We start from the raw sequence: 16,706 nt of genomic DNA on the forward strand, positions 1-16,706 counted from the left end.
TTCGAGGCCGCTACAAACCGTAAACATCCCAATCCAGCGGCGCGGTGCCGTGGGAATCTTCGCCCTTCAGGGCGGAGAGGATGTCAAGACGAGCATCGGTCGGAGCCACCGCGTCGTCCCGCCGGGCATCGCCATGTCGCGTCATCCGACGCCGTCCCGCCGGCTGTCGCCGTATCGCGTCCTCCCACACCGCCCCGCCGGCCGTCGTTCCACACCGCCCCGCCGGCCGTCGTCCCACGCCCCCTCGTCGCAGACGGGACGACGACTACAGCCCCGCGATCACGTCGACCGATCCGACGACGACCCAGACGATAACCGCGTAGTTCAGTACGGTCGAGACGGTCGCGTACACGACGACGCGCCCGAAGGGATAGCGGGCGATCCCCGCAGGGATCAACACGAAGCTGCCGACGTAGGGAACGAGGTTCGTGACGAAGACGCTCACCCCGCCGTAGCGGCGGAACCACCGGTTCGCGCGGTCCAGCCGTTCCTCCGAAACGGAGAGCCACCGCGAGTCGACGACGTCGGGCCCGTACCGCCTCGCGCCCCCGTACACCAACAGTTGACCACAGACGTAGCCGGCGGCCGCGACGGCGACGGCGGCGGCGACGAGCCGATCGGACGCCGAGACCGCGAGCAGGTAGCCCGGGAGCAGCACGGAGGTGGGAAGCGGCTTCCCGATCAGCGCCCCCTTCATCACGAAGACGACGAACATCGCCGGGAGCCCGAACTCGAGGAGGGCGGTCAGGCCGGCGTCGGCGAGCGCGTCGGTCATGGTCGTCCCGACCTCCCGTTAGATACGGGACGGACCGGATACGGGACGAGGTAGCGTGGCTATCGCTATCGGCCTTTCGCTCGGGTCCGTCGTCCGGGAGGTGCGAAGGCGAACCGCTGAAATACCCGAGACGCGTAGCGTTCGGATAGTGTCACAGCAGTTGGCAGCGGTCGACACGCTGTTCCTCCACGAGGCGCGGAGCGACTACACCGTCGTCGCGACTCGGGACGGGAGCCGCGTGCTACGTGGACGGCTCGAACTCAAGGAGACGTCGGCGGGCCCGCGGCCGGGCAAGTTCCGGGTGGCCCGCGACGACGACGAGGAGCCCCGCCGCCCGGAGGAGTTCGTGGCCCTCGCCCGCGCGGCCGACCGGATCCGGATCTCCCAACAGACCCCCGCGGAGGGCCGCGACCGGCTCGAAGCGATGCTCGACGGGTATCAGCTGGACGCGTTGACGGTGCGGACCTGTCGACGCTGTTCGAACGACGGCCGCTACGGCCCGATCACCGCGGACACCGCGATCGAGCACAACGGCGAGCACGTCTGCCGGGACTGCGCCCGGCGCGAGCTGGAGCGCGAGCTCTCGTATAAGGGGTCGTTCACCGGAGCCGCCGAGGAGCGGCTGGAGGAGCTGCTGTACGACTCGAAGGACCTGAACCGCATCATCAACCTGCTTCAGGGCGGGCTCGACCCGGACCTCACCAAGTACGACGAGGTGTCCGCGAACGTCGACGACGTGACCCCCGTCCGAACGGACGAGCTTGACCTCCATCCCGAGCTCGCCTCGAGGGTTCAGGGGCGGTTCGAGGAGCTGTTGCCCGTCCAGAGCCTTGCCGTGCGGAACGGCCTGCTCGACGGCGACGACCAGCTCGTGGTGAGCGCGACGGCGACCGGGAAGACGCTCGTCGGCGAGCTGACCGGGATCGACCGCGCGCTCCGCGGTGACGGGAAGCTCCTCTTTCTCGTGCCGCTCGTCGCGCTCGCCAACCAGAAACACGAGGACTTCGAGGACCGCTACGGCGACCTGCTCGACGTCTCGATCCGCGTCGGGTCCTCGCGGATCAGCGACGACGGGAACCGGTTCGACCCGAACGCCGACGTGATCGTCGGCACCTACGAGGGGATCGACCACGCGCTGCGGACGGGCAAGGACCTCGGCGACGTCGGGACCGTCGTCATCGACGAGGTCCACACGTTAAAGGAGGGCGAGCGAGGCCACCGCCTCGACGGGCTGATCTCCCGGCTGAAGTACTACAGCGAGGAGCGACAGCGGACCCACGACGGCTACGACGGGACGCAGTTCGTCTACCTCTCCGCGACCGTCGGCAACCCCGAGTGGCTCGCCGAACGGCTCCGCGCGACGCTCATCGAGTACGAGGAGCGACCGGTCCCGATCGAGCGACACGTCACCTTCGCGGACAGCCGCGAGAAGGCGACCATCGCCGACAAGCTCGTCAAACGCGAGTTCGACACGAAGTCCTCGAAGGGGTATCGCGGGCAGACGATCGTCTTCACCAACTCGAGGCGGCGGTGTCACGAGATCAGTCGGAAGCTCCGCTACGACTCCGCGCCGTATCACGCCGGGCTCGACTACAAGCGCCGGAAGCAGGTGGAACGCCAGTTCGGGAACCAGGACCTCTCGGCGGTCGTGACGACGGCGGCGCTGGCGGCCGGCGTCGACTTCCCCGCCTCGCAGGTGATCTTCGACTCGCTGGCGATGGGGATCGAGTGGCTCTCCGTCCAGGAGTTCTCCCAGATGCTCGGCCGAGCGGGCCGCCCCGACTACCACGACCGCGGGCGGGTGTACCTCCTCGTCGAGCCCGACGCGGTGTACCACAACTCGATGGATCGGTCGGAGGACGAGGTGGCGTTCACCCTCCTGAAAGGCGAGATGGAAGACGTCGAAACCCACTACGACGAGACGGCCGCCGTCGAGGAGACGCTGGCGAACGTCGTCGTCGCCGGTAAGCGAGCGAAGCGGCTCAACGACCGGATGATCGGCGAGGTGCCGACGACGCACGCGGTCGGGAAGCTCCTCGAGTGGGAGTTCATCGACGGCTTCTCGCCGACCCCGCTCGGACGGGCGATCTGTCGGCACTTCCTCGCGCCCGACGAGGCGTTCCGGATCCTCGATGCGGTCCGGAAGGGGACCGATCCCTACGACATCGTCGCCGCGCTGGAGCTGTACGACGACGACGAGTGAGCGCGGGCGACGCGGCGAAACGCGTGATCGGCTGAAAACGGCGGGCGATCGGCGGACGACAGTTCGTGGTCGGTGGAAACACCGCGTGGTCGGTGAAAACAGCGGGTGATCGTGAAAAACGGATCCGAGAACGGCTCAGTAGTCCGGCGCGTCGTCCTCGACTTCGCGTTTCAGCGAGTTGCGGCGCGACTTCGCGTCGCGGGCCGTCGCCTCGAGCAGGAAGGAGTTCTTCGCGTCGACCGCGTCGGCGGCGGCGTCGGCGTTCCCCTCGGCGATGACGTCCTCCGCGGGGCGCTCCTCGAAGTGGACCGCCAGTTTGTCCTTCTTGCCGCTGTAGCTGGCCGCTCCGGCGACGATGCGTTCGAAGACCGGGTTGTCGGGGTCCGAGACGACGTACAGCTCGTGACCGTTGACCTCTTCCGTGCCCGTGACCTCGCCGAAGTACTCCTCGATGGACCCCTTCAAGTCCGGCATGCGGTCGTCCAGATGCTCTCCGCGACGCATCTTGTACTCCTTCATGCTGCGACCGTTCGGCAGGAGCGCGTAAACCAGTTTCGTCACGGGTGTGGCCGCCCGGGCGGCCGGTTCGTCGGTCTCGGATTCGCCCGTTTCAGATCGGACGCTCCGCGACGTAGCCACGCTTGCACTCGGGGCAGATGTCGCCCGGCCGCATCGAGACGCCGTCCGCCTCGCGAACCATGCCGCACTCGGGGCAGTAGTACTCCGTCTCCGCGTCCTCGACCGACGTCCGGAGCTCGGGGCTCCCCTCGCGCGTGATCCCCGTGTCGGTCAGGTCAGCCCCCGCGTCGCCGGCGGCTCCGGCGTCGAACGTCGTCGCGTCGCCCTCGGGGGCCTCGACGAACTCCGTCTCGCCGTCGTCAGGGTGATCGACGCGATCGCCCGCCTCGGGGGTGAGCCCTCCGCCGAACTCGACATCTGCCCGCCCGCCGGCATCGTCGTCAGCCGCGACTTCGGCGCTGAATCCCTCGTCCTCGCCGCGCGGGTCCGGCCACGGGGTCGGCTCGGCGGCCGGGTCGGCGTCGGCGTCGACCGCCGGCCACGCGCCGCGCTCCCGCTCGGCGGCGGGCTCCTCCCCGTCCGCGTCGAGGATCACGCCGTCGTCGCCCGCGGACTCCACCTCGGCGGCGTCCGCATCGGTGGGGACGGGGTCGACGGCGTCGTCGTTCGGGGAGTCGCTGCCGTCGCCCGAGCGGTCGCTGCCGACGTCGTCCGCGTCGCTCCCGTCCGGCCCGTCGTCGATCAGTTCCACGCCGGTGTCGGGCGCGTCCGCATCGGATCCGGCCTCCGAGCCGGATGCCCCGGCTCCACCGACATCGGCGTTCGCGGCGTCGGCGTCGACGGTGTCGGTGTCGGTCGTCTCGGCGGTGGCCCCGGACGCTTCGCCGGAGACGTCACTGGAACCGTCGACGTCAGGCCCGTCGTCGATGATCTCCGCGTCGTCCCCCGAGCCGGCCGCGGCCGCGGCGTACTCCGAATCGTCAACCGGATCCGCCGCCGGCCCCTCGCCTCGGTCGGCGGCGGGCCCGACCGGCGCGTCGTCCGGTTCGGCGGTCGGGGCCGGCGCGTCAGCCGGCGCGGACGTCGAGACGTCGGCGTTCGCGTCCGCTTCGGCGGCCTCGGCGGCGACCTCCGCCAGCTGTTTGACAGTCGTGACCTCCGTGTTCTCGCTGACGATCTGCGTTTCGCCGCAGCGAGCGCAGGTTTTCACCTCCCGGAGGGTGGTGACGACCTCGTTGCCGTCCTCCGCACGTTCGCGCTCGACCTCGGGTTCGCCGAAATCGTGCCCGAGCAGACACCTGAGTCCCATTGTCCACCCCTCCGGCGTCCCAACGTAAAAAACGACCCGTCACGGCGTCGGACGCCCGTCACACGGCCGCGACACCGGCCGCTCACCTCACGAACCCTTCGGCGTCCGCCGACCACACCGGCTCATTCGCTGGTCGGATCGCGACCGAGCGCGTCGGCGACGGCGTCCACTTTCTCCTCGGCCGCCATCTCCGTCCCCCGTTTGTCGTCGACTTGGAGGAGCGTCTGGACGTTCGTTCCGTCGACGGCCTCGTGGGCGGCCGCACACGCGCGGAAGAGCTCGCCGACGTCATCGGCCTCGATCGTCGTCGCCATCGGCGTCGTCTCGTAGCGCACGTCGAACCCGTCGAGGGCGTCGACGGCGGCCGCGACGTCCTCGGTCACGTCGTCGTCGGTGATCGGCGTCACGCGGAGCAGCCCAAACACGGTCATACCGAGCGATCCGGGGACGCCGGGGAAAGAGGTTTCGCCGATGGTCGGCACCTGGATCGGCGACCGGGAGCGACGACGAAAAGCGCCGACCGAGAACACCGTCGGACGCACAGTACTATGAGTGTCGACGACATACCACACGATGACACATGCCGACCGTGTACTACCAAGGCGAGGCGATCGAGTGCGAGAAGGGTGCCGTGTTACGCGACGTGCTCCGGGAGGCGGGGCTCTCCGTTTACAACGGGCGGGCCGAGAAGCTCAACTGCCGGGGAATGGGCTCGTGTGGCACCTGCGCGGTCACGGTCGATGGCGAGGTGAGCGAACCGGAGCGGAAGGAGGCGGTCCGCCTCTGGTTCCCGCCGCACCACCCGAGCCACGACGTCAGGCTCGCGTGTCAAACCCGTGTCGAGGGCGACGTGGAGGTGACGAAGGGACGCGGTCTCTGGGGACAACACGTCTGAGAGCGAACGCGCCGGTCGTCGCATCGAGTGCGAAGCCCGGAGACGGGCTCTAGAAGCCGGCGTCACCGCTCGGCGACGGAGGCCCCGAACCGGTCGGGAGCGCCGTCGCTCAGTGGGTGAAGATAACCCCCGCACGGACGTGAATCCGAAGCGGAGTCGAAAACTCGTTTTCGCGTGTGAAGCCTATCGCGGCGAGGCGTACGACTTACTGTCGAACGACGCTGGCCGCGCGCGGGCCCTTGGGCGAGGACTCGATCTCGAACTCGAGCTCCTGACCCTCTTCGAGGTCCGGACCGCCGACGTCTTCCATGTGGAAGAACACGTCATCGTCCGCATCGTCCGTCGTAATGAAACCGTAGCCGCCAGTATCGTTGAAGAAATCAACTTTCCCTTCTGCCATTGCGTATAGACGCATGAGCGTTTGGGGGATAAGGCTTGCGAGTGTACAGTTACCATGCAGGTATGGTGGACGTTCGTCACACGAGACGAGGAGAAAACGGAGGGAAGTTCCGACGTGTGGTCGGTTCGGCGGGGGTGGAGCCGATCGGTTCGGCGGTTTCGGACGCGTTTCCGTCCGGACGCGGTCCCCTGTTCCGCGTGGGTGACGACTTAAGCGTGTTCACGCCCAACACGGGTCGTGCTCCGATCCCTTCGCGAGAACGGGCCGGCGCTCCTCGTTCCGGCCGCCTGGACGGTCGCCGGGGGAGCCGTCGCCGGGGTCGTGTCGACGCACGCGCTGTTCGTCGCACACGTGGTCATGAGCGTCCTGCTCGTCGCGTTCGCGGTCGCCTCCCGACGCGAGATGGCGACGGGGGTCCTCGCGGGCTGGCTCCGGGTGATCCTCGCCGGAACGCCGGTCACCCTCGCCGGCGTCGCCGGGTTCCTCCTCGGGTCCGGTCCCCTGCTCGCGATCGCGTTGTACGGTTGGGCGGTGCTCCCCGCCGTCGGCTTCGTGTACACCGCTCGCCGGGTGACCGCCGGTCGTGGGATCTACGCGGCGGGCGCGGGCTGTTGTGTCGTCGGCGTGGCGGGCCTCGCGCTCGCGTCGACGGCGACGGGCGCGGTCCTCGCTATCGGGCTCGTCGGCGTCGGACAGACCGCGGGGATCCTCGACGCGACGCTGCGATACTGACCCACACCGAGGTACAGATCGGCATCGAGGTACAGATCGGCATCGAGACACCGGCCGACGACGATCCGCGGCCCGGTCACGGTCGGAGCCGACCGAGGACGACGCCCCCGATGACGTCGAGGACGCCGAACGCGACGGCGATAAGCGCCAGCGCGAACTGGTCGATCCCGATCCCGAGCCCGGGAGTCGCCTCGACGAGCGCGATCCCGCCGACGGCGACGACCCCGATCGCGTAGCCGGCCGGCGTTCCCTCGACCGGCAACCGGTCCCGGAGGAGGTACGAGAGGACGCCGGTCCCCGCGACGAACCCGGCGGCGACGAGCGGCGGCGCGACGAGCGCAGCCAGCCCGAGGAGGACCCCGCCGACGCCGACGCCGACGCCGGCCGACCGGAGCCGTGCGGGAGCGTCGTCGGGGTCGACAGCGGATCCGCCGCCGGTGGGTGATCCCTCGTCGATTCGCGATCCCTTACTGCCCGACGGCCCGACGTCCGGTCCGCCCGGACCGTCGTTCGCGGGCGGATCGGCGGTCGAGGCGTCGACCACGGACGGTTCGTTCATAAATGCGGGGACGGTCCACCGGACATTACGGTTGGCGGTCCGATCGGACGACGGTGCCGCAGTCGATCGGACGGCGGTGCCGCAGTCGATCGGACGACGATGCCGCAGTCGATCGGACGGCGCTGTCGCGGTGTGGCGATGTGGCGGTTTATAAGCCCTCGTACGGGCCGGGCTTCGCCACGGTCAGCCGCTCGACCTGTTCGTCGGAGAGGTCGATCGCCGCGGAGGCGAGGTTCTCCGCGAGCTGGTCGACGGTGCGCGCGCCGACGATGGGGGCCGTGACCCCGTCGCGGTGCGAGAGCCACGCGAGCGCGACCTGTGCGGGGGAGGCGTCGACCTCGTCGGCGACCGCGTCGAGCTCGTCGTGGACGTCGAAGTTCTCCGGGGTGAGGTACGACTCCTGGAACCGGCTCGATCCGGCGATCTTCGAGTCCTCCGGCAGGTCCTCGTCGCGGTCGTACTTCCCGGTGAGGAACCCCTGCCCGAGCGGGCTCCACGGACAGACGGCGAGCCCCTGCGTCCGCGCGAACTCGAGGTAGTCGCCCTCGATCTCGCGGTCGACGAGGTTGTACCGCGGCTGGAGGACGCTGAACGGCTCCCACCCTTCCGCGCGGGCGATCTCGTTGGCGCGGGCGACCTTCCACGCGTTCGGTCGGTGCGTCGACGCGCCGAGGTAGTGGACCCGACCGGACTCGACGAGCCCGTTCAGCGTCTTCATCAGCTCGCGGGCGTCCGTCGCGTCGTCCCAGCGGTGGATGTAGAGGACGTCGACGTAGTCGGTGCCGAGCCGGTCGAGCAGCGCCTCGATCCGGTGGCGGATGTTCTTCCGGTTCGTTCCCAGGCTGTTCGGGTCGCCGTCGCGGATCTGCCAGTAGATCTTCGAGGCGACCGTGTAGCGCTCGCGGTCGCGGTCGGCGAGCCAGTCGCCGATCCACTCCTCGCTTTCGCCCCCGCCGTACACGTCGGCGGTGTCGATGTAGCGCCCCCCGGCCGCCTCGTAGGCGTCGAGCAGCTCGTGGGCCCGTTCCTCGCCGATCTCGACGTCGCCCGACTCGTTCTCCTTGCCGAAGCGCCAGGTGCCGAACTGGAGCTCGCTCGTGTGGATGCCGGTGCCGTCGAGCGAAACGAACTCGAGATCGAGGTCCGCGGGTGCGGGTGTCATCGAGTGGACGTTGGGGCGACCGGGGCAAAAGGGTACAGGAACCGGCGACGGGACGAGATCGACGAACGGGAGACGGAGACATCGGTGGACGGGAGACGAAGGAGTCGACGAACGGGACGGGGCGGTCGACGAACGGAGGAAGGGGATCGGTGAGGAACGGGACGGCAGCGTCGGCGACCCCGAAACGCGGAGCTACCGCGAGCCGACGACCAGCGACAGGAGGTAGACCGCGATGGCGACGAGGATGATCGTCGCGCCCGTCGCGATGTTCCACAGGTACGAGGCGAATATCCCGCCGAAGACGGCGACCTGCCCGAAGACGACCGACAGCAGGAGCCCGCGGTTGAAACTGTCCGTCACCTGCATCGCCGCGGCGACGGGGATGACGAGCATGCCGGCGACGAGGATCGCCCCGAGGATCTGCATCGCGGCGACGACGACGAGCGCGGTGAGGACGATGAGGAGCGTGTCGTAGAACCACACGTCGACCCGCGCGAGCCGCGCCGCCTCCCGATCGAAGGTGATGAACAGCAGCTGCTTGTGCGTGAGCGCGACGGTCCCCGCGACGAGCAGCGTCAGCCCCACCATGAGCTGAACGTTCCGGAACGGGACGAAGAGGATGTCGCCGAACAGGTAGCTCTCGACGGTCGCGCTGAAGACGACGCCGTAGGAGATGATCGCGATCCCCACGGCGAACCCGCCGGTGAGCATGATCGCGATCGGGATGTCGGCGTAGCCGTCCGTATGAACGGCGATGTACTGCATCCCGAGCGCCGCGACGGTGGCCGCGACGAGCGCGAACAACAGCGGGTAGTCGAGCCCCGGCACCGCGGCCCCGACGAACAGCCCGATCGCGACGCCGCCGAACGCCGTGTGCGCGAGCGCCTCGCCGATCAGCGCCATCTGTCGATTGACGAGGTACGCGCCGACGATCGGCGCGGTCACCCCGATGAGCGCCCCGGCGGTGAACCCCCGCTGGAGGAACCCGCTACAGACCAGCCAGGTGTCGACGGTCGTGCAGGTCGTGTCCCAGAACGCGCCGTACAGCGGGGGGAAGACCCAGAGGAGAAACGCCGTGATCGCCAGTCCCGCGGGGACGCCAGCCGCCAGGACGAACCCCAGTCGACGGGGGAGGCTTCGGGGCGGGAACGACCGCCGGAGCCGGTCGCCGACGCTCACCGGCGGTCGCCTCCGGCGAGCGCGCTCGCGCGGACGGTTCGGGCGGAGCTGAACGCTCGTTCGAGCGCGTCGCTTTCGAGGAACTCGCGCGTTCCACAGTGGGCGTACAGCTCGCCGTCGAGACAGGCCATGGTCCTCGCGTGGTCGGCCAACAGCCCGATGTCGTGTTCGATGAGGACGACCGTGATCCCCTCGGCGTTGAGCTCGTCGAGGAGCTCATAAAAGCGCCCGACCGAGTCGGTGTCGACGCCGACCGTCGGCTCGTCGAGCGCCAGCAGGTCCGCCTCGCTCGCGAGCGCGCGGGCGATGTACGCCCGCTGCTTCTGGCCGCCCGAGAGCCGGTTGATCCGCCGATCGGCGAGGTCCGCGATCCCGACGCGGTCGAGCGCGTCGTCGACCGCCCGCCGGTCCGCGTCGCGCAGCCGGCGGAGCCCGACGTGCGCGTACCGCCCCATCGTCACGACCTCCCGCACGGTGACGGGCATGGTCGCGTCGGCCTCCGTCGACTGCTGGGAGACGTAGCCGAGGCGGGTCCCTTCGGTGAACTCCCGCGCCGGCGTGCCGAACAGCCGGACCGTCCCCGAATCGGGCGACTGAAGGCCGAGCATCACCTTGAGCAGGGTCGTCTTCCCCGACCCGTTCGGTCCGACCAGTCCGAGGAAATCGCCCTCCTCGACGGTCATGGAGACGTCCCGCAGGACGGGCTCGTCCTCGTACGCGAAGCTCACGTTCTCGACGGAGATTGCGGGGGTCATAGGTGACGAGGGGCGTCGTCGATATCGGTCGTATTTCGACTGAGAGGCATATATGTTCCGTATCCGGCCGTTTCAGTCGGCTCGCAGCGCCGTCTCCAACGACGGGAGGTTGATCTCGCGGAAGTGGTCGACGTATCCCCAGTCGGGCTCCATCACGAGGTCGCCGCCGATCGGTGGGACGCCGTCGATCTGCGTCTCGACCGGCGAGAGCGGCAGCACCGTCGCCTCGGTCTCGTCGGCCAGCGACTGCGCGAGGGTCCCCGGCTCGCCCACGTCGTAGAGGACGTGCTCGATGCCGAAGTCCGCGATGAGCTCCTCGATCTCCTGGACGTCGCCGGGGGAGGCGGCGTCGTCGGGCGACGTGCCGACGGGCGAGTAGACCTCGATCCCGTACCGCCGGTTCCACCACTGGAAGGAGTCGTGGGTGCCGACGACGATCTGGTTCAGCTCCGCGCGATCGACGATCGCCTCGAAGTCCTCGTGAAGCGCCTGCAGTTCCTCGTTGAACGCCGCGGCGTTCGCCGCGTACTCCTCGGCGTGGTCCGGGTCGATCTCCGCGAGGCCGTCGGCGACGTTGTCGACGCCGGTCTGACACTCGATCGGGTCGAGCCACCAGTGTTCGTCGTTCTCCTCGACGGGGCTGTCGAAGAACTCGATGCCTTCGGAGGCCTCGATGACAACGACGCCGTCGTCGTCGGCCAGCTGTGCGGCCGCGTCGTCCTGCCAGCTGGAGAACTCGCGGAGGTAGACGAACCCGACCGCCCCGTCCAGCTCCTGAACGGTTCCCGGCTCCGGGTTCCAGTCGTGGCCGTGTTCGCCCACCGGAACCAGGTCGATCGCCTCGATGTAGTCGCCGGCGACCTGCCGAACGAAGTCCCACACCGCCGGCATCGTCGCGAAGACGGTGGGGCGGTCGTCGTCGGTGTCGCCCGTCGATCCGCCGCCGTTCGGGTTGCCACCGTTCGATCCGCCCTGCGGGTCGTCGCCGAGACAGCCCGCCAGCCCGAACGCCGCGCCGCCGACGCCGGCGAGCGTGGCGCGTCTCGACAGGGCGGTTCCGGTCGCGTCGTCGCGCTTCGCCATTGCAGACAGATGAGCCACCCAAACCGATATACCTTGCGATACGAACAATATATTTAGACACGTCTAAATAATTTCTTGGCGGCCGGTGTCAGGGTATAGACGACCATAGACGGGCGTTTCACCCAGCAGAGTCACGGAGGAGCCGCGTGAAGACCTTCCGCTCCGCGGCGCGGAGGTGCTGGGTAACGGTCGCCCGCGAGACGTCGAGACTCGCCGCGAGCTCCCCCGTGTTCGTCGTCCGCGGACGCTCGAAGTAGCCCGCCTCGAGCGCGACCTCCAACACCTGTCGCTGCCGGTCCGTCAGCGACGCGGTCGGGTCCGTCCGCGCCGCGGGTTCGTCCCCGTGATCCGATCGGACCGTCGTCACCGACACGCCGTCGAAGGCGTTCCCGACGGCGTCCGTGAGGCCGCCGACCGACCCGCTCGGGCTCGTGACCAGTGAGAGCCGCGCGCGTCCCCCCTCGACTGCCGTCCGTTCGAACCGCCCCCCGGCCTCGACGGCGACCGCCTCGGGGACGGGGGTCGTGACGACAAGCCCGCAGCGGATCGGGTCGTCAGCCCCGTAAACGTCGACCGAGAGGACGGCGGGGGCGGCGGCAACCGCCGCACGGAGGTCGGCCACGGACGCGCCGGCGACGGTCGCGAGATAGAGCGCCTCGGCGTCGTTGCGGGGGACGACCGTGGTCGCCGTCACGGTCGCCGTGCGCGGCAGCGCCGACGAGAGCGCGACGAGCGGGGCCGACGCGTCGTCGAGCGCGATCTCGACCCGCCGATCGTGTGAGGAGAGCAGCGTCTCGCGCCACGTGGCGGTTTTGAGCGCGTAGCCGACCGTGGTCGCGTACGCGTCGAGGAGCTCGTGGTCATGGTCCGGAACCGCGTCCGCCGCGGCGTAGACGGCGATCGCGCCGTACCGGATCCCGTCGTGGCCGATCGGGACCGCCGCCGCCGACGCGAACCCCGCGCGTCGCGCCGCCGCGCGCCAATCGGACGAGGCAGGGGCGGGGGCGTCGCGGGGCCCGTCCTCGGCCGGCTGGTCGGCCGCGATGGACGCGACGGTTACGGGTCGAGCGTCCGCGAACGCGCGGGCCGCCGGCTCGTCCGCGGGGAGCCGCTCCGTCTCGTGGTCGAGCGTCGCGTCGAGGTAGTCGGTCGCTCCGGCGGCGGCGAGCGGGGTGAGGGCCCCCTCCTCTCCCGGAACCCCGATCCACGCGTGCGCGTATCCATCCTCGTCGACGAGGGAGGCACAGATCCGTCGGGTGAACTCCCGACGGGTCGAGCCCGCGGTGAGCATCCCCAACAGCGCCTCCTTGCTCCGTCGCTCGCGCCGTACCGCCCGCTCCGCCCGGTCGGTGGCGACGAGGGCGTCGATGCGCTGAGCGAGGAGCGTCGGACGGCGGGCGACGTCCGCTTTCCTGACGTAGTCGGTGACCCGTTCGCCGATCGCGTCGCTCGCCACCCGCTCGTCGCCCTGGCCGGTCACGATGACGAAGGGCACCTCCGGACGCACCTCGCGGACCTCGGCCAACAGCTCCAGGCCGGTCCCGTCGCCGAGTTGATAGTCACAGACGATACAGTCGGGGGGCTCGGCGAGCAGCGCGCCGCGGGCGTCCACGAGCCCGTGTGCGGTCGTCACCGAGATCGTGTCGTGAGCGCGTTCGAGCGTTCGTCGCTGGGTCCGGGCCCAGGTCTCGTCGTCGTCGACGAGCAGGACCGCGATACCCGCTCGCGTCGGCGACCGGATCGTCCCGAAGGGACTGGAGGGGTCCGAAGGATCGGAAGGATCAGACGGGTCGGACGGGTCGGAAGGATCGGACGGGTCGGAAGGATCGGACGGGTCGGAAGGGCCGGAGGATCCGGACCGGTCGGAACGAGTCATCAGCGGTCGTTGCGGCGGCGTTCGGGAGGTCGTCTCGGGGCGATCGCGGGGGGACCCACAGTCATCATCGATCCGACGGTTCGTCGCGGGCGTATTTAAACACGATACCACCGTTCGAAGGTGTCCCGGATCACTCCGCCCCCTCGTCGATGCCGCGAACCTCGAAACGGGCCCCGCCGACGGCGGACTCCGTGACCCGGAGCGACCAACCGTGGGCTTCGACGATCGTGCGGACGATCGCGAGCCCGTAGCCCGAACCCGAGCCGGTCCCGACGCCGAACTCGAGGAGCGCCTCCCGCCGCTCGGCCGGGAGGCCCGGGCCGTCGTCCTCGACGTAGAATCCCGACGGGACGGCTCCGACGGTCGGAGGGGTCGAACCGTTTCCGGCGGTCGAGGCGGTCGAATCGTCTCCGGCGATCTGGGTGGCCGGTGCGGGCGGCGCGGCGGATTCCGCCGGGAGCGTTCCGACGGTCACCGACGTCGCCGACCTGCGCGGGCGACCCTTCGGCGCTCCTCCCCCGGAGGACGGACCGTTCCCGGGAGGGGATCCGTCACGGACCCCGTGATCGACGACGTTTCGGAACAGGTTCTCGAACGCCTGCTGGAGCCGCCGCGGGTCCGCCCGGAGCGCACACGTCCCGTCGATGGCGAGCGTCAGGTCGCCGGTGTCGACCACGCGCCACGCGTCTCCGGCGACCTCGGCGAGGTCGCAGTCGACGGGCGACTCGACGTCGGTGCTCTCGCGGGCGAGCTCCGGGAGGGCCTCCGCGAACGCGCGCAGCCGTCGATGGACCGTTTCGAGGTCGTCGAGCGACTGTTCGAGCTCCGGGTTCCCGTCGTCGATGTCCGCGCGGATGAGGTACAACAGCCCTTCGCCGGTCGCCAGCGGCGTCTCCAGGTCGTGGGAGACGACGCCGGCGAGCCGTTCGAGCTGCTCGTTTTTCAGCTCCAGCGCGTCCGTCTGCCGCCGGAGCGCCGCGTTCGTCTCGGTGAGAGCGTCCCGTTGGCGCTGCTGGACAGTGATGTCGGTGAACGAGACGATGTAGCCCCACGCGTCCGCCCCGCGCTCGGGGTCGATGTCGCGTCGCTGCGCGAGGTACCGGCGGCGCTCGCCGCCGTGGGCGATCGAACACTCCACCGCGTCCCCCAGCGCGGGTCGGGGACGACCGTCCGCGAACAGCGCCGCGGGAAGCACCTCCTCGACGCGACAGCCATCCAGCGAGGCGAGCGCGCCGAACACCGCCGTCGCGGCGTCGTTGGCGTCGAGCACCCGGTCGTCGGGACCGACCACGAACACCGGGTCCCCGAGGGTCCGGAACACCCGCCGGTGTGCGACCGGGACGAACGTCCGCAGGTCCGTGCGGATGACGACCGCGGCCAGCGGGATGCCGACGAGGGTGAACACGAGCGGCGACGGGTCGACCGGGACGATCGGCCTGGCGCCGACGTGATAGGCGGCGTTCACCGTCCACGGGACGAGCACGCAGACGAGCAGGACCGCGGACTGGCGGCGGTGAAGCCGGCTGTCGGCGATCGCGGCGACGAGCAGGAGCCCCGACCCGACCGCCAATACCGTGTACGAGTAGACGATGTTCACCGCGTGCCACGGCCCGGACTCGGTGACGAGGGCCGGCCGACCGTCGAACGTGCCGGCCGCGATCGAGGCGTAAAACAGCGAGTGGTACTCGGCGGTGAACACGAGCCCGAGCGTCAGCGCCGGGACGGCGGACAGCAGGGCGAGACGCCGCGCCGAGAGCAGCTCCCCGCGGTCCGTGTAGACGAGCGCGAACGTCAGCCAGGCGAGGGGGGTGGTGACGACGGCGACGTACGACAGCTGGGTGTACCGGAGCTGCCACGTGATCGACGACGTGGACAGCGCCCCGACGTGCGCCAAGGACCATCCCGCGACCGTGAGCATGAAGAGACCGAAGACGAACGCCGGCTGCCCGCGGTCGTGCGTCGCGAGCAGCCACGCGGCGACGCTGCCGCCGCCGACCGCAGCGAGCAGGAAGACGAACGTCGCGTACGCGTACATCCCAGACGTGTGGTACCGAGCGACGCCAACAACTACCTGTCGGTCCGCCCGCGGCCGCCCGGACCACCACATGGTGGTATGTCCGTTATGTGGACGGGGATCGACGATCGAGACAGCGAGGCGGACGAGGGCCGTCCGACGGAGAGGCCGGAGGCTCCGGTCCACGCGACGGCCGTCACGCGCCGCGAGCACACCATGTCAGAGGACACAACCCATCGAGGCGACGGCGAGAACGGCGATTCGCCGAACGGGGCGTTCGGACGCGGGCTCGCCGCGGCGGGCCATGTCGTCGCCCGGATCGGACACGGGATCGCTCGCGTCGGCGCGCTGTTGAATCCGGCGACGATGGGGTCGCGGGCGCGGGCCGTTCGGGACGGGACGCTGCAGGGCGGCGCGCTACGGGACGACCTGTGGTCCCGGACCCGGTCGCTGGACTGGGAAGCGGTCGCGTCCCGACTCCGGCTCCCGGCGATCGTCGCGGGCGGCCGGAGCGCGTGGGATCGAACGCCCGCGATGCTCCGCGGCGCGCTCTTCGGCCTGCTGGCGATCGTCCTCGTCGCGATCGCCACCGGGGCCGTCGTCGACGGACCGGTGAAGTAACACGGAGCGGAGCCGGCCCCCCGTCCGAACGGTCACTCCGACGGCTCGGCGGCGAGCGCCGCTCGGCGGAGCTCCCGACACCGGTCGCCGGCGACGGTGAGCTCGGGGACCGGCGTCGGCGACCCGTCCTCGTCGACGGCGACGAACACGAAGTACGAGTCGGTGGTGAGCTCCCGCTCGCCGGTTCGCGGCGACTCCCGGAACGCACGAGCGCGAACGCGGACGCTCGTCCGGCCGGCCGCGTACGCGTACGACTCGACGACGCACGTGTCCCCCTGCGGGACCGGTCGTTTGAAGTCGAGCTCGTTGATCTTGGCGGTGACGCACGTCTCGCCGGCGTGGCGCATCGCCGACAGCGCGCCGATCTCGTCCATCCACTTGACGACGTTGCCCCCGTGTGCCGACGCGTAGTTGTTCGTGTGAGTCGGCTGGACGCGCTGGCGGTTCTCGATGTACGTGTCGCTGACGGTCGGCATACGCCGACCACGGCTGCCGCATATAAAAGCGCCCGCGACGGGCGACATGACCGTATAAGCAGACGTCGGCGACGAACGGCGCGGCGTCGCCCCGGGAGGAAAGTCGGGCAGACGCCGCCCGCAACGCGGCAAACGGAACAGCCGTTCA

General features: G+C 69.9%; 17 protein-coding genes. 4 read left to right on the forward strand and 13 right to left on the reverse strand.

All coding sequences use genetic code 11. The features are described 5' to 3' along the window. Positions 1-265: 265 nt before the first annotated feature. Positions 266-775, reverse strand: coding sequence for a DedA family protein (locus GRS48_RS00850; RefSeq protein WP_159483059.1), 510 nt, complete (start codon positions 773-775; stop codon positions 266-268). Positions 776-923: 148 nt separating this feature from the next. Between GRS48_RS00850 and GRS48_RS00855 the strand changes: the two genes are divergently transcribed. Then, entirely contained in the window at positions 924-2,978 is a 2,055-nt protein-coding gene (locus GRS48_RS00855; protein WP_321168224.1) for a DEAD/DEAH box helicase, read from the forward strand. A gap of 135 nt (positions 2,979-3,113) precedes the next feature. On the opposite strand, the gene GRS48_RS00860 is transcribed toward GRS48_RS00855, so the two are convergent. The 3 genes from GRS48_RS00860 to GRS48_RS00870 all read right to left on the reverse strand — a co-directional run bounded on the left by GRS48_RS00860 (position 3,114) and on the right by GRS48_RS00870 (position 5,237). After that, positions 3,114-3,497, reverse strand: a complete 384-nt coding sequence (locus GRS48_RS00860; RefSeq protein WP_159483060.1) for a DUF5611 family protein — start codon at positions 3,495-3,497, stop codon at positions 3,114-3,116. Positions 3,498-3,588: 91 nt separating this feature from the next. Further along, entirely contained in the window at positions 3,589-4,806 is a 1,218-nt protein-coding gene (locus GRS48_RS00865; protein ID WP_159483061.1) for a hypothetical protein, read from the reverse strand. Between the two features lie 122 nt (positions 4,807-4,928). Continuing rightward, positions 4,929-5,237, reverse strand: coding sequence for a thiamine-binding protein (locus GRS48_RS00870; RefSeq protein ID WP_159483062.1), 309 nt, complete (start codon positions 5,235-5,237; stop codon positions 4,929-4,931). A 149-nt stretch (positions 5,238-5,386) separates the two neighbouring features. Here GRS48_RS00870 and GRS48_RS00875 point away from each other — a divergent pair, with 149 nt between their 5' ends. Beyond that, positions 5,387-5,701 carry a 2Fe-2S iron-sulfur cluster-binding protein gene (locus tag GRS48_RS00875; protein ID WP_159483063.1) on the forward strand — a complete coding sequence of 105 codons (315 nt, stop codon included), beginning with the start codon at positions 5,387-5,389 and terminating at the stop codon, positions 5,699-5,701. A 205-nt stretch (positions 5,702-5,906) separates the two neighbouring features. Here the strand turns inward: GRS48_RS00875 and GRS48_RS00880 are convergent, their stop codons facing one another. Continuing rightward, a complete protein-coding gene (locus GRS48_RS00880; RefSeq protein ID WP_159483064.1) occupies positions 5,907-6,101 on the reverse strand; it encodes a cold-shock protein in 195 nt (64 codons plus the stop codon). A 237-nt stretch (positions 6,102-6,338) separates the two neighbouring features. Here GRS48_RS00880 and GRS48_RS00885 point away from each other — a divergent pair, with 237 nt between their 5' ends. Continuing rightward, positions 6,339-6,833, forward strand: coding sequence for a hypothetical protein (locus tag GRS48_RS00885; protein ID WP_321168225.1), 495 nt, complete (start codon positions 6,339-6,341; stop codon positions 6,831-6,833). A gap of 76 nt (positions 6,834-6,909) precedes the next feature. Here the strand turns inward: GRS48_RS00885 and GRS48_RS00890 are convergent, their stop codons facing one another. The 7 genes from GRS48_RS00890 to GRS48_RS00920 all read right to left on the reverse strand — a co-directional run bounded on the left by GRS48_RS00890 (position 6,910) and on the right by GRS48_RS00920 (position 15,554). After that, positions 6,910-7,392 carry a hypothetical protein gene (locus tag GRS48_RS00890; RefSeq protein ID WP_159483065.1) on the reverse strand — a complete coding sequence of 161 codons (483 nt, stop codon included), beginning with the start codon at positions 7,390-7,392 and terminating at the stop codon, positions 6,910-6,912. 148 nt (positions 7,393-7,540) lie between these two features. After that, positions 7,541-8,554 carry an aldo/keto reductase gene (locus GRS48_RS00895; protein WP_159483066.1) on the reverse strand — a complete coding sequence of 338 codons (1,014 nt, stop codon included), beginning with the start codon at positions 8,552-8,554 and terminating at the stop codon, positions 7,541-7,543. Between the two features lie 192 nt (positions 8,555-8,746). Further along, the gene (locus GRS48_RS00900) at positions 8,747-9,664 is read right to left on the reverse strand and encodes a metal ABC transporter permease (RefSeq protein WP_394351180.1); all 918 of its coding nucleotides are present in this window, start codon (positions 9,662-9,664) and stop codon (positions 8,747-8,749) included. A 65-nt stretch (positions 9,665-9,729) separates the two neighbouring features. Further along, a complete protein-coding gene (locus GRS48_RS00905; protein WP_159483067.1) occupies positions 9,730-10,488 on the reverse strand; it encodes a metal ABC transporter ATP-binding protein in 759 nt (252 codons plus the stop codon). Positions 10,489-10,560: 72 nt separating this feature from the next. Beyond that, entirely contained in the window at positions 10,561-11,571 is a 1,011-nt protein-coding gene (locus GRS48_RS00910; RefSeq protein WP_159483068.1) for a metal ABC transporter solute-binding protein, Zn/Mn family, read from the reverse strand. A 118-nt stretch (positions 11,572-11,689) separates the two neighbouring features. Continuing rightward, on the reverse strand, positions 11,690-13,447 hold the full coding sequence (locus GRS48_RS00915) for a helix-turn-helix domain-containing protein (protein ID WP_200840181.1): 1,758 nt from the start codon (positions 13,445-13,447) through the stop codon (positions 11,690-11,692). 130 nt (positions 13,448-13,577) lie between these two features. Next, the gene (locus tag GRS48_RS00920; protein WP_200840182.1) at positions 13,578-15,554 is read right to left on the reverse strand and encodes a histidine kinase N-terminal 7TM domain-containing protein; all 1,977 of its coding nucleotides are present in this window, start codon (positions 15,552-15,554) and stop codon (positions 13,578-13,580) included. A gap of 123 nt (positions 15,555-15,677) precedes the next feature. On the opposite strand from GRS48_RS00920, the gene GRS48_RS00925 reads away from it, so the two are divergent. Further along, positions 15,678-16,082 carry a hypothetical protein gene (locus tag GRS48_RS00925; protein ID WP_159483069.1) on the forward strand — a complete coding sequence of 135 codons (405 nt, stop codon included), beginning with the start codon at positions 15,678-15,680 and terminating at the stop codon, positions 16,080-16,082. 32 nt (positions 16,083-16,114) lie between these two features. On the opposite strand, the gene GRS48_RS00930 is transcribed toward GRS48_RS00925, so the two are convergent. Then, entirely contained in the window at positions 16,115-16,558 is a 444-nt protein-coding gene (locus GRS48_RS00930; protein WP_159483070.1) for an acyl-CoA thioesterase, read from the reverse strand. Positions 16,559-16,706 lie beyond the last annotated feature (148 nt).

The organism is Halorubrum sp. JWXQ-INN 858 (assembly GCF_009806985.1).
GTDB lineage: Archaea > Halobacteriota > Halobacteria > Halobacteriales > Haloferacaceae > Halorubrum.

What these genes read in the sequence shown, in the direction of transcription:
- GRS48_RS00895 (WP_159483066.1), bottom strand. Translation starts at nt 8,554, where the DNA reads ATGACACCCGCACCCGCGGACCTCGATCTCGAGTTCGTTTCGCTCGAC.
- GRS48_RS00905 (WP_159483067.1), bottom strand. Translation starts at nt 10,488, where the DNA reads ATGACCCCCGCAATCTCCGTCGAGAACGTGAGCTTCGCGTACGAGGAC.
- GRS48_RS00915 (WP_200840181.1), bottom strand. Translation starts at nt 13,447, where the DNA reads ATGACTCGTTCCGACCGGTCCGGATCCTCCGGCCCTTCCGACCCGTCC.
- GRS48_RS00860 (WP_159483060.1), bottom strand. Translation starts at nt 3,497, where the DNA reads ATGAAGGAGTACAAGATGCGTCGCGGAGAGCATCTGGACGACCGCATG.
- GRS48_RS00930 (WP_159483070.1), bottom strand. Translation starts at nt 16,558, where the DNA reads ATGCCGACCGTCAGCGACACGTACATCGAGAACCGCCAGCGCGTCCAG.
- GRS48_RS00850 (WP_159483059.1), bottom strand. Translation starts at nt 775, where the DNA reads ATGACCGACGCGCTCGCCGACGCCGGCCTGACCGCCCTCCTCGAGTTC.
- GRS48_RS00925 (WP_159483069.1), top strand. Translation starts at nt 15,678, where the DNA reads ATGTCAGAGGACACAACCCATCGAGGCGACGGCGAGAACGGCGATTCG.
- GRS48_RS00870 (WP_159483062.1), bottom strand. Translation starts at nt 5,237, where the DNA reads ATGACCGTGTTTGGGCTGCTCCGCGTGACGCCGATCACCGACGACGAC.
- GRS48_RS00880 (WP_159483064.1), bottom strand. Translation starts at nt 6,101, where the DNA reads ATGGCAGAAGGGAAAGTTGATTTCTTCAACGATACTGGCGGCTACGGT.
- GRS48_RS00890 (WP_159483065.1), bottom strand. Translation starts at nt 7,392, where the DNA reads ATGAACGAACCGTCCGTGGTCGACGCCTCGACCGCCGATCCGCCCGCG.
- GRS48_RS00865 (WP_159483061.1), bottom strand. Translation starts at nt 4,806, where the DNA reads ATGGGACTCAGGTGTCTGCTCGGGCACGATTTCGGCGAACCCGAGGTC.
- GRS48_RS00910 (WP_159483068.1), bottom strand. Translation starts at nt 11,571, where the DNA reads ATGGCGAAGCGCGACGACGCGACCGGAACCGCCCTGTCGAGACGCGCC.
- GRS48_RS00875 (WP_159483063.1), top strand. Translation starts at nt 5,387, where the DNA reads ATGCCGACCGTGTACTACCAAGGCGAGGCGATCGAGTGCGAGAAGGGT.
- GRS48_RS00920 (WP_200840182.1), bottom strand. Translation starts at nt 15,554, where the DNA reads ATGTGGTGGTCCGGGCGGCCGCGGGCGGACCGACAGGTAGTTGTTGGC.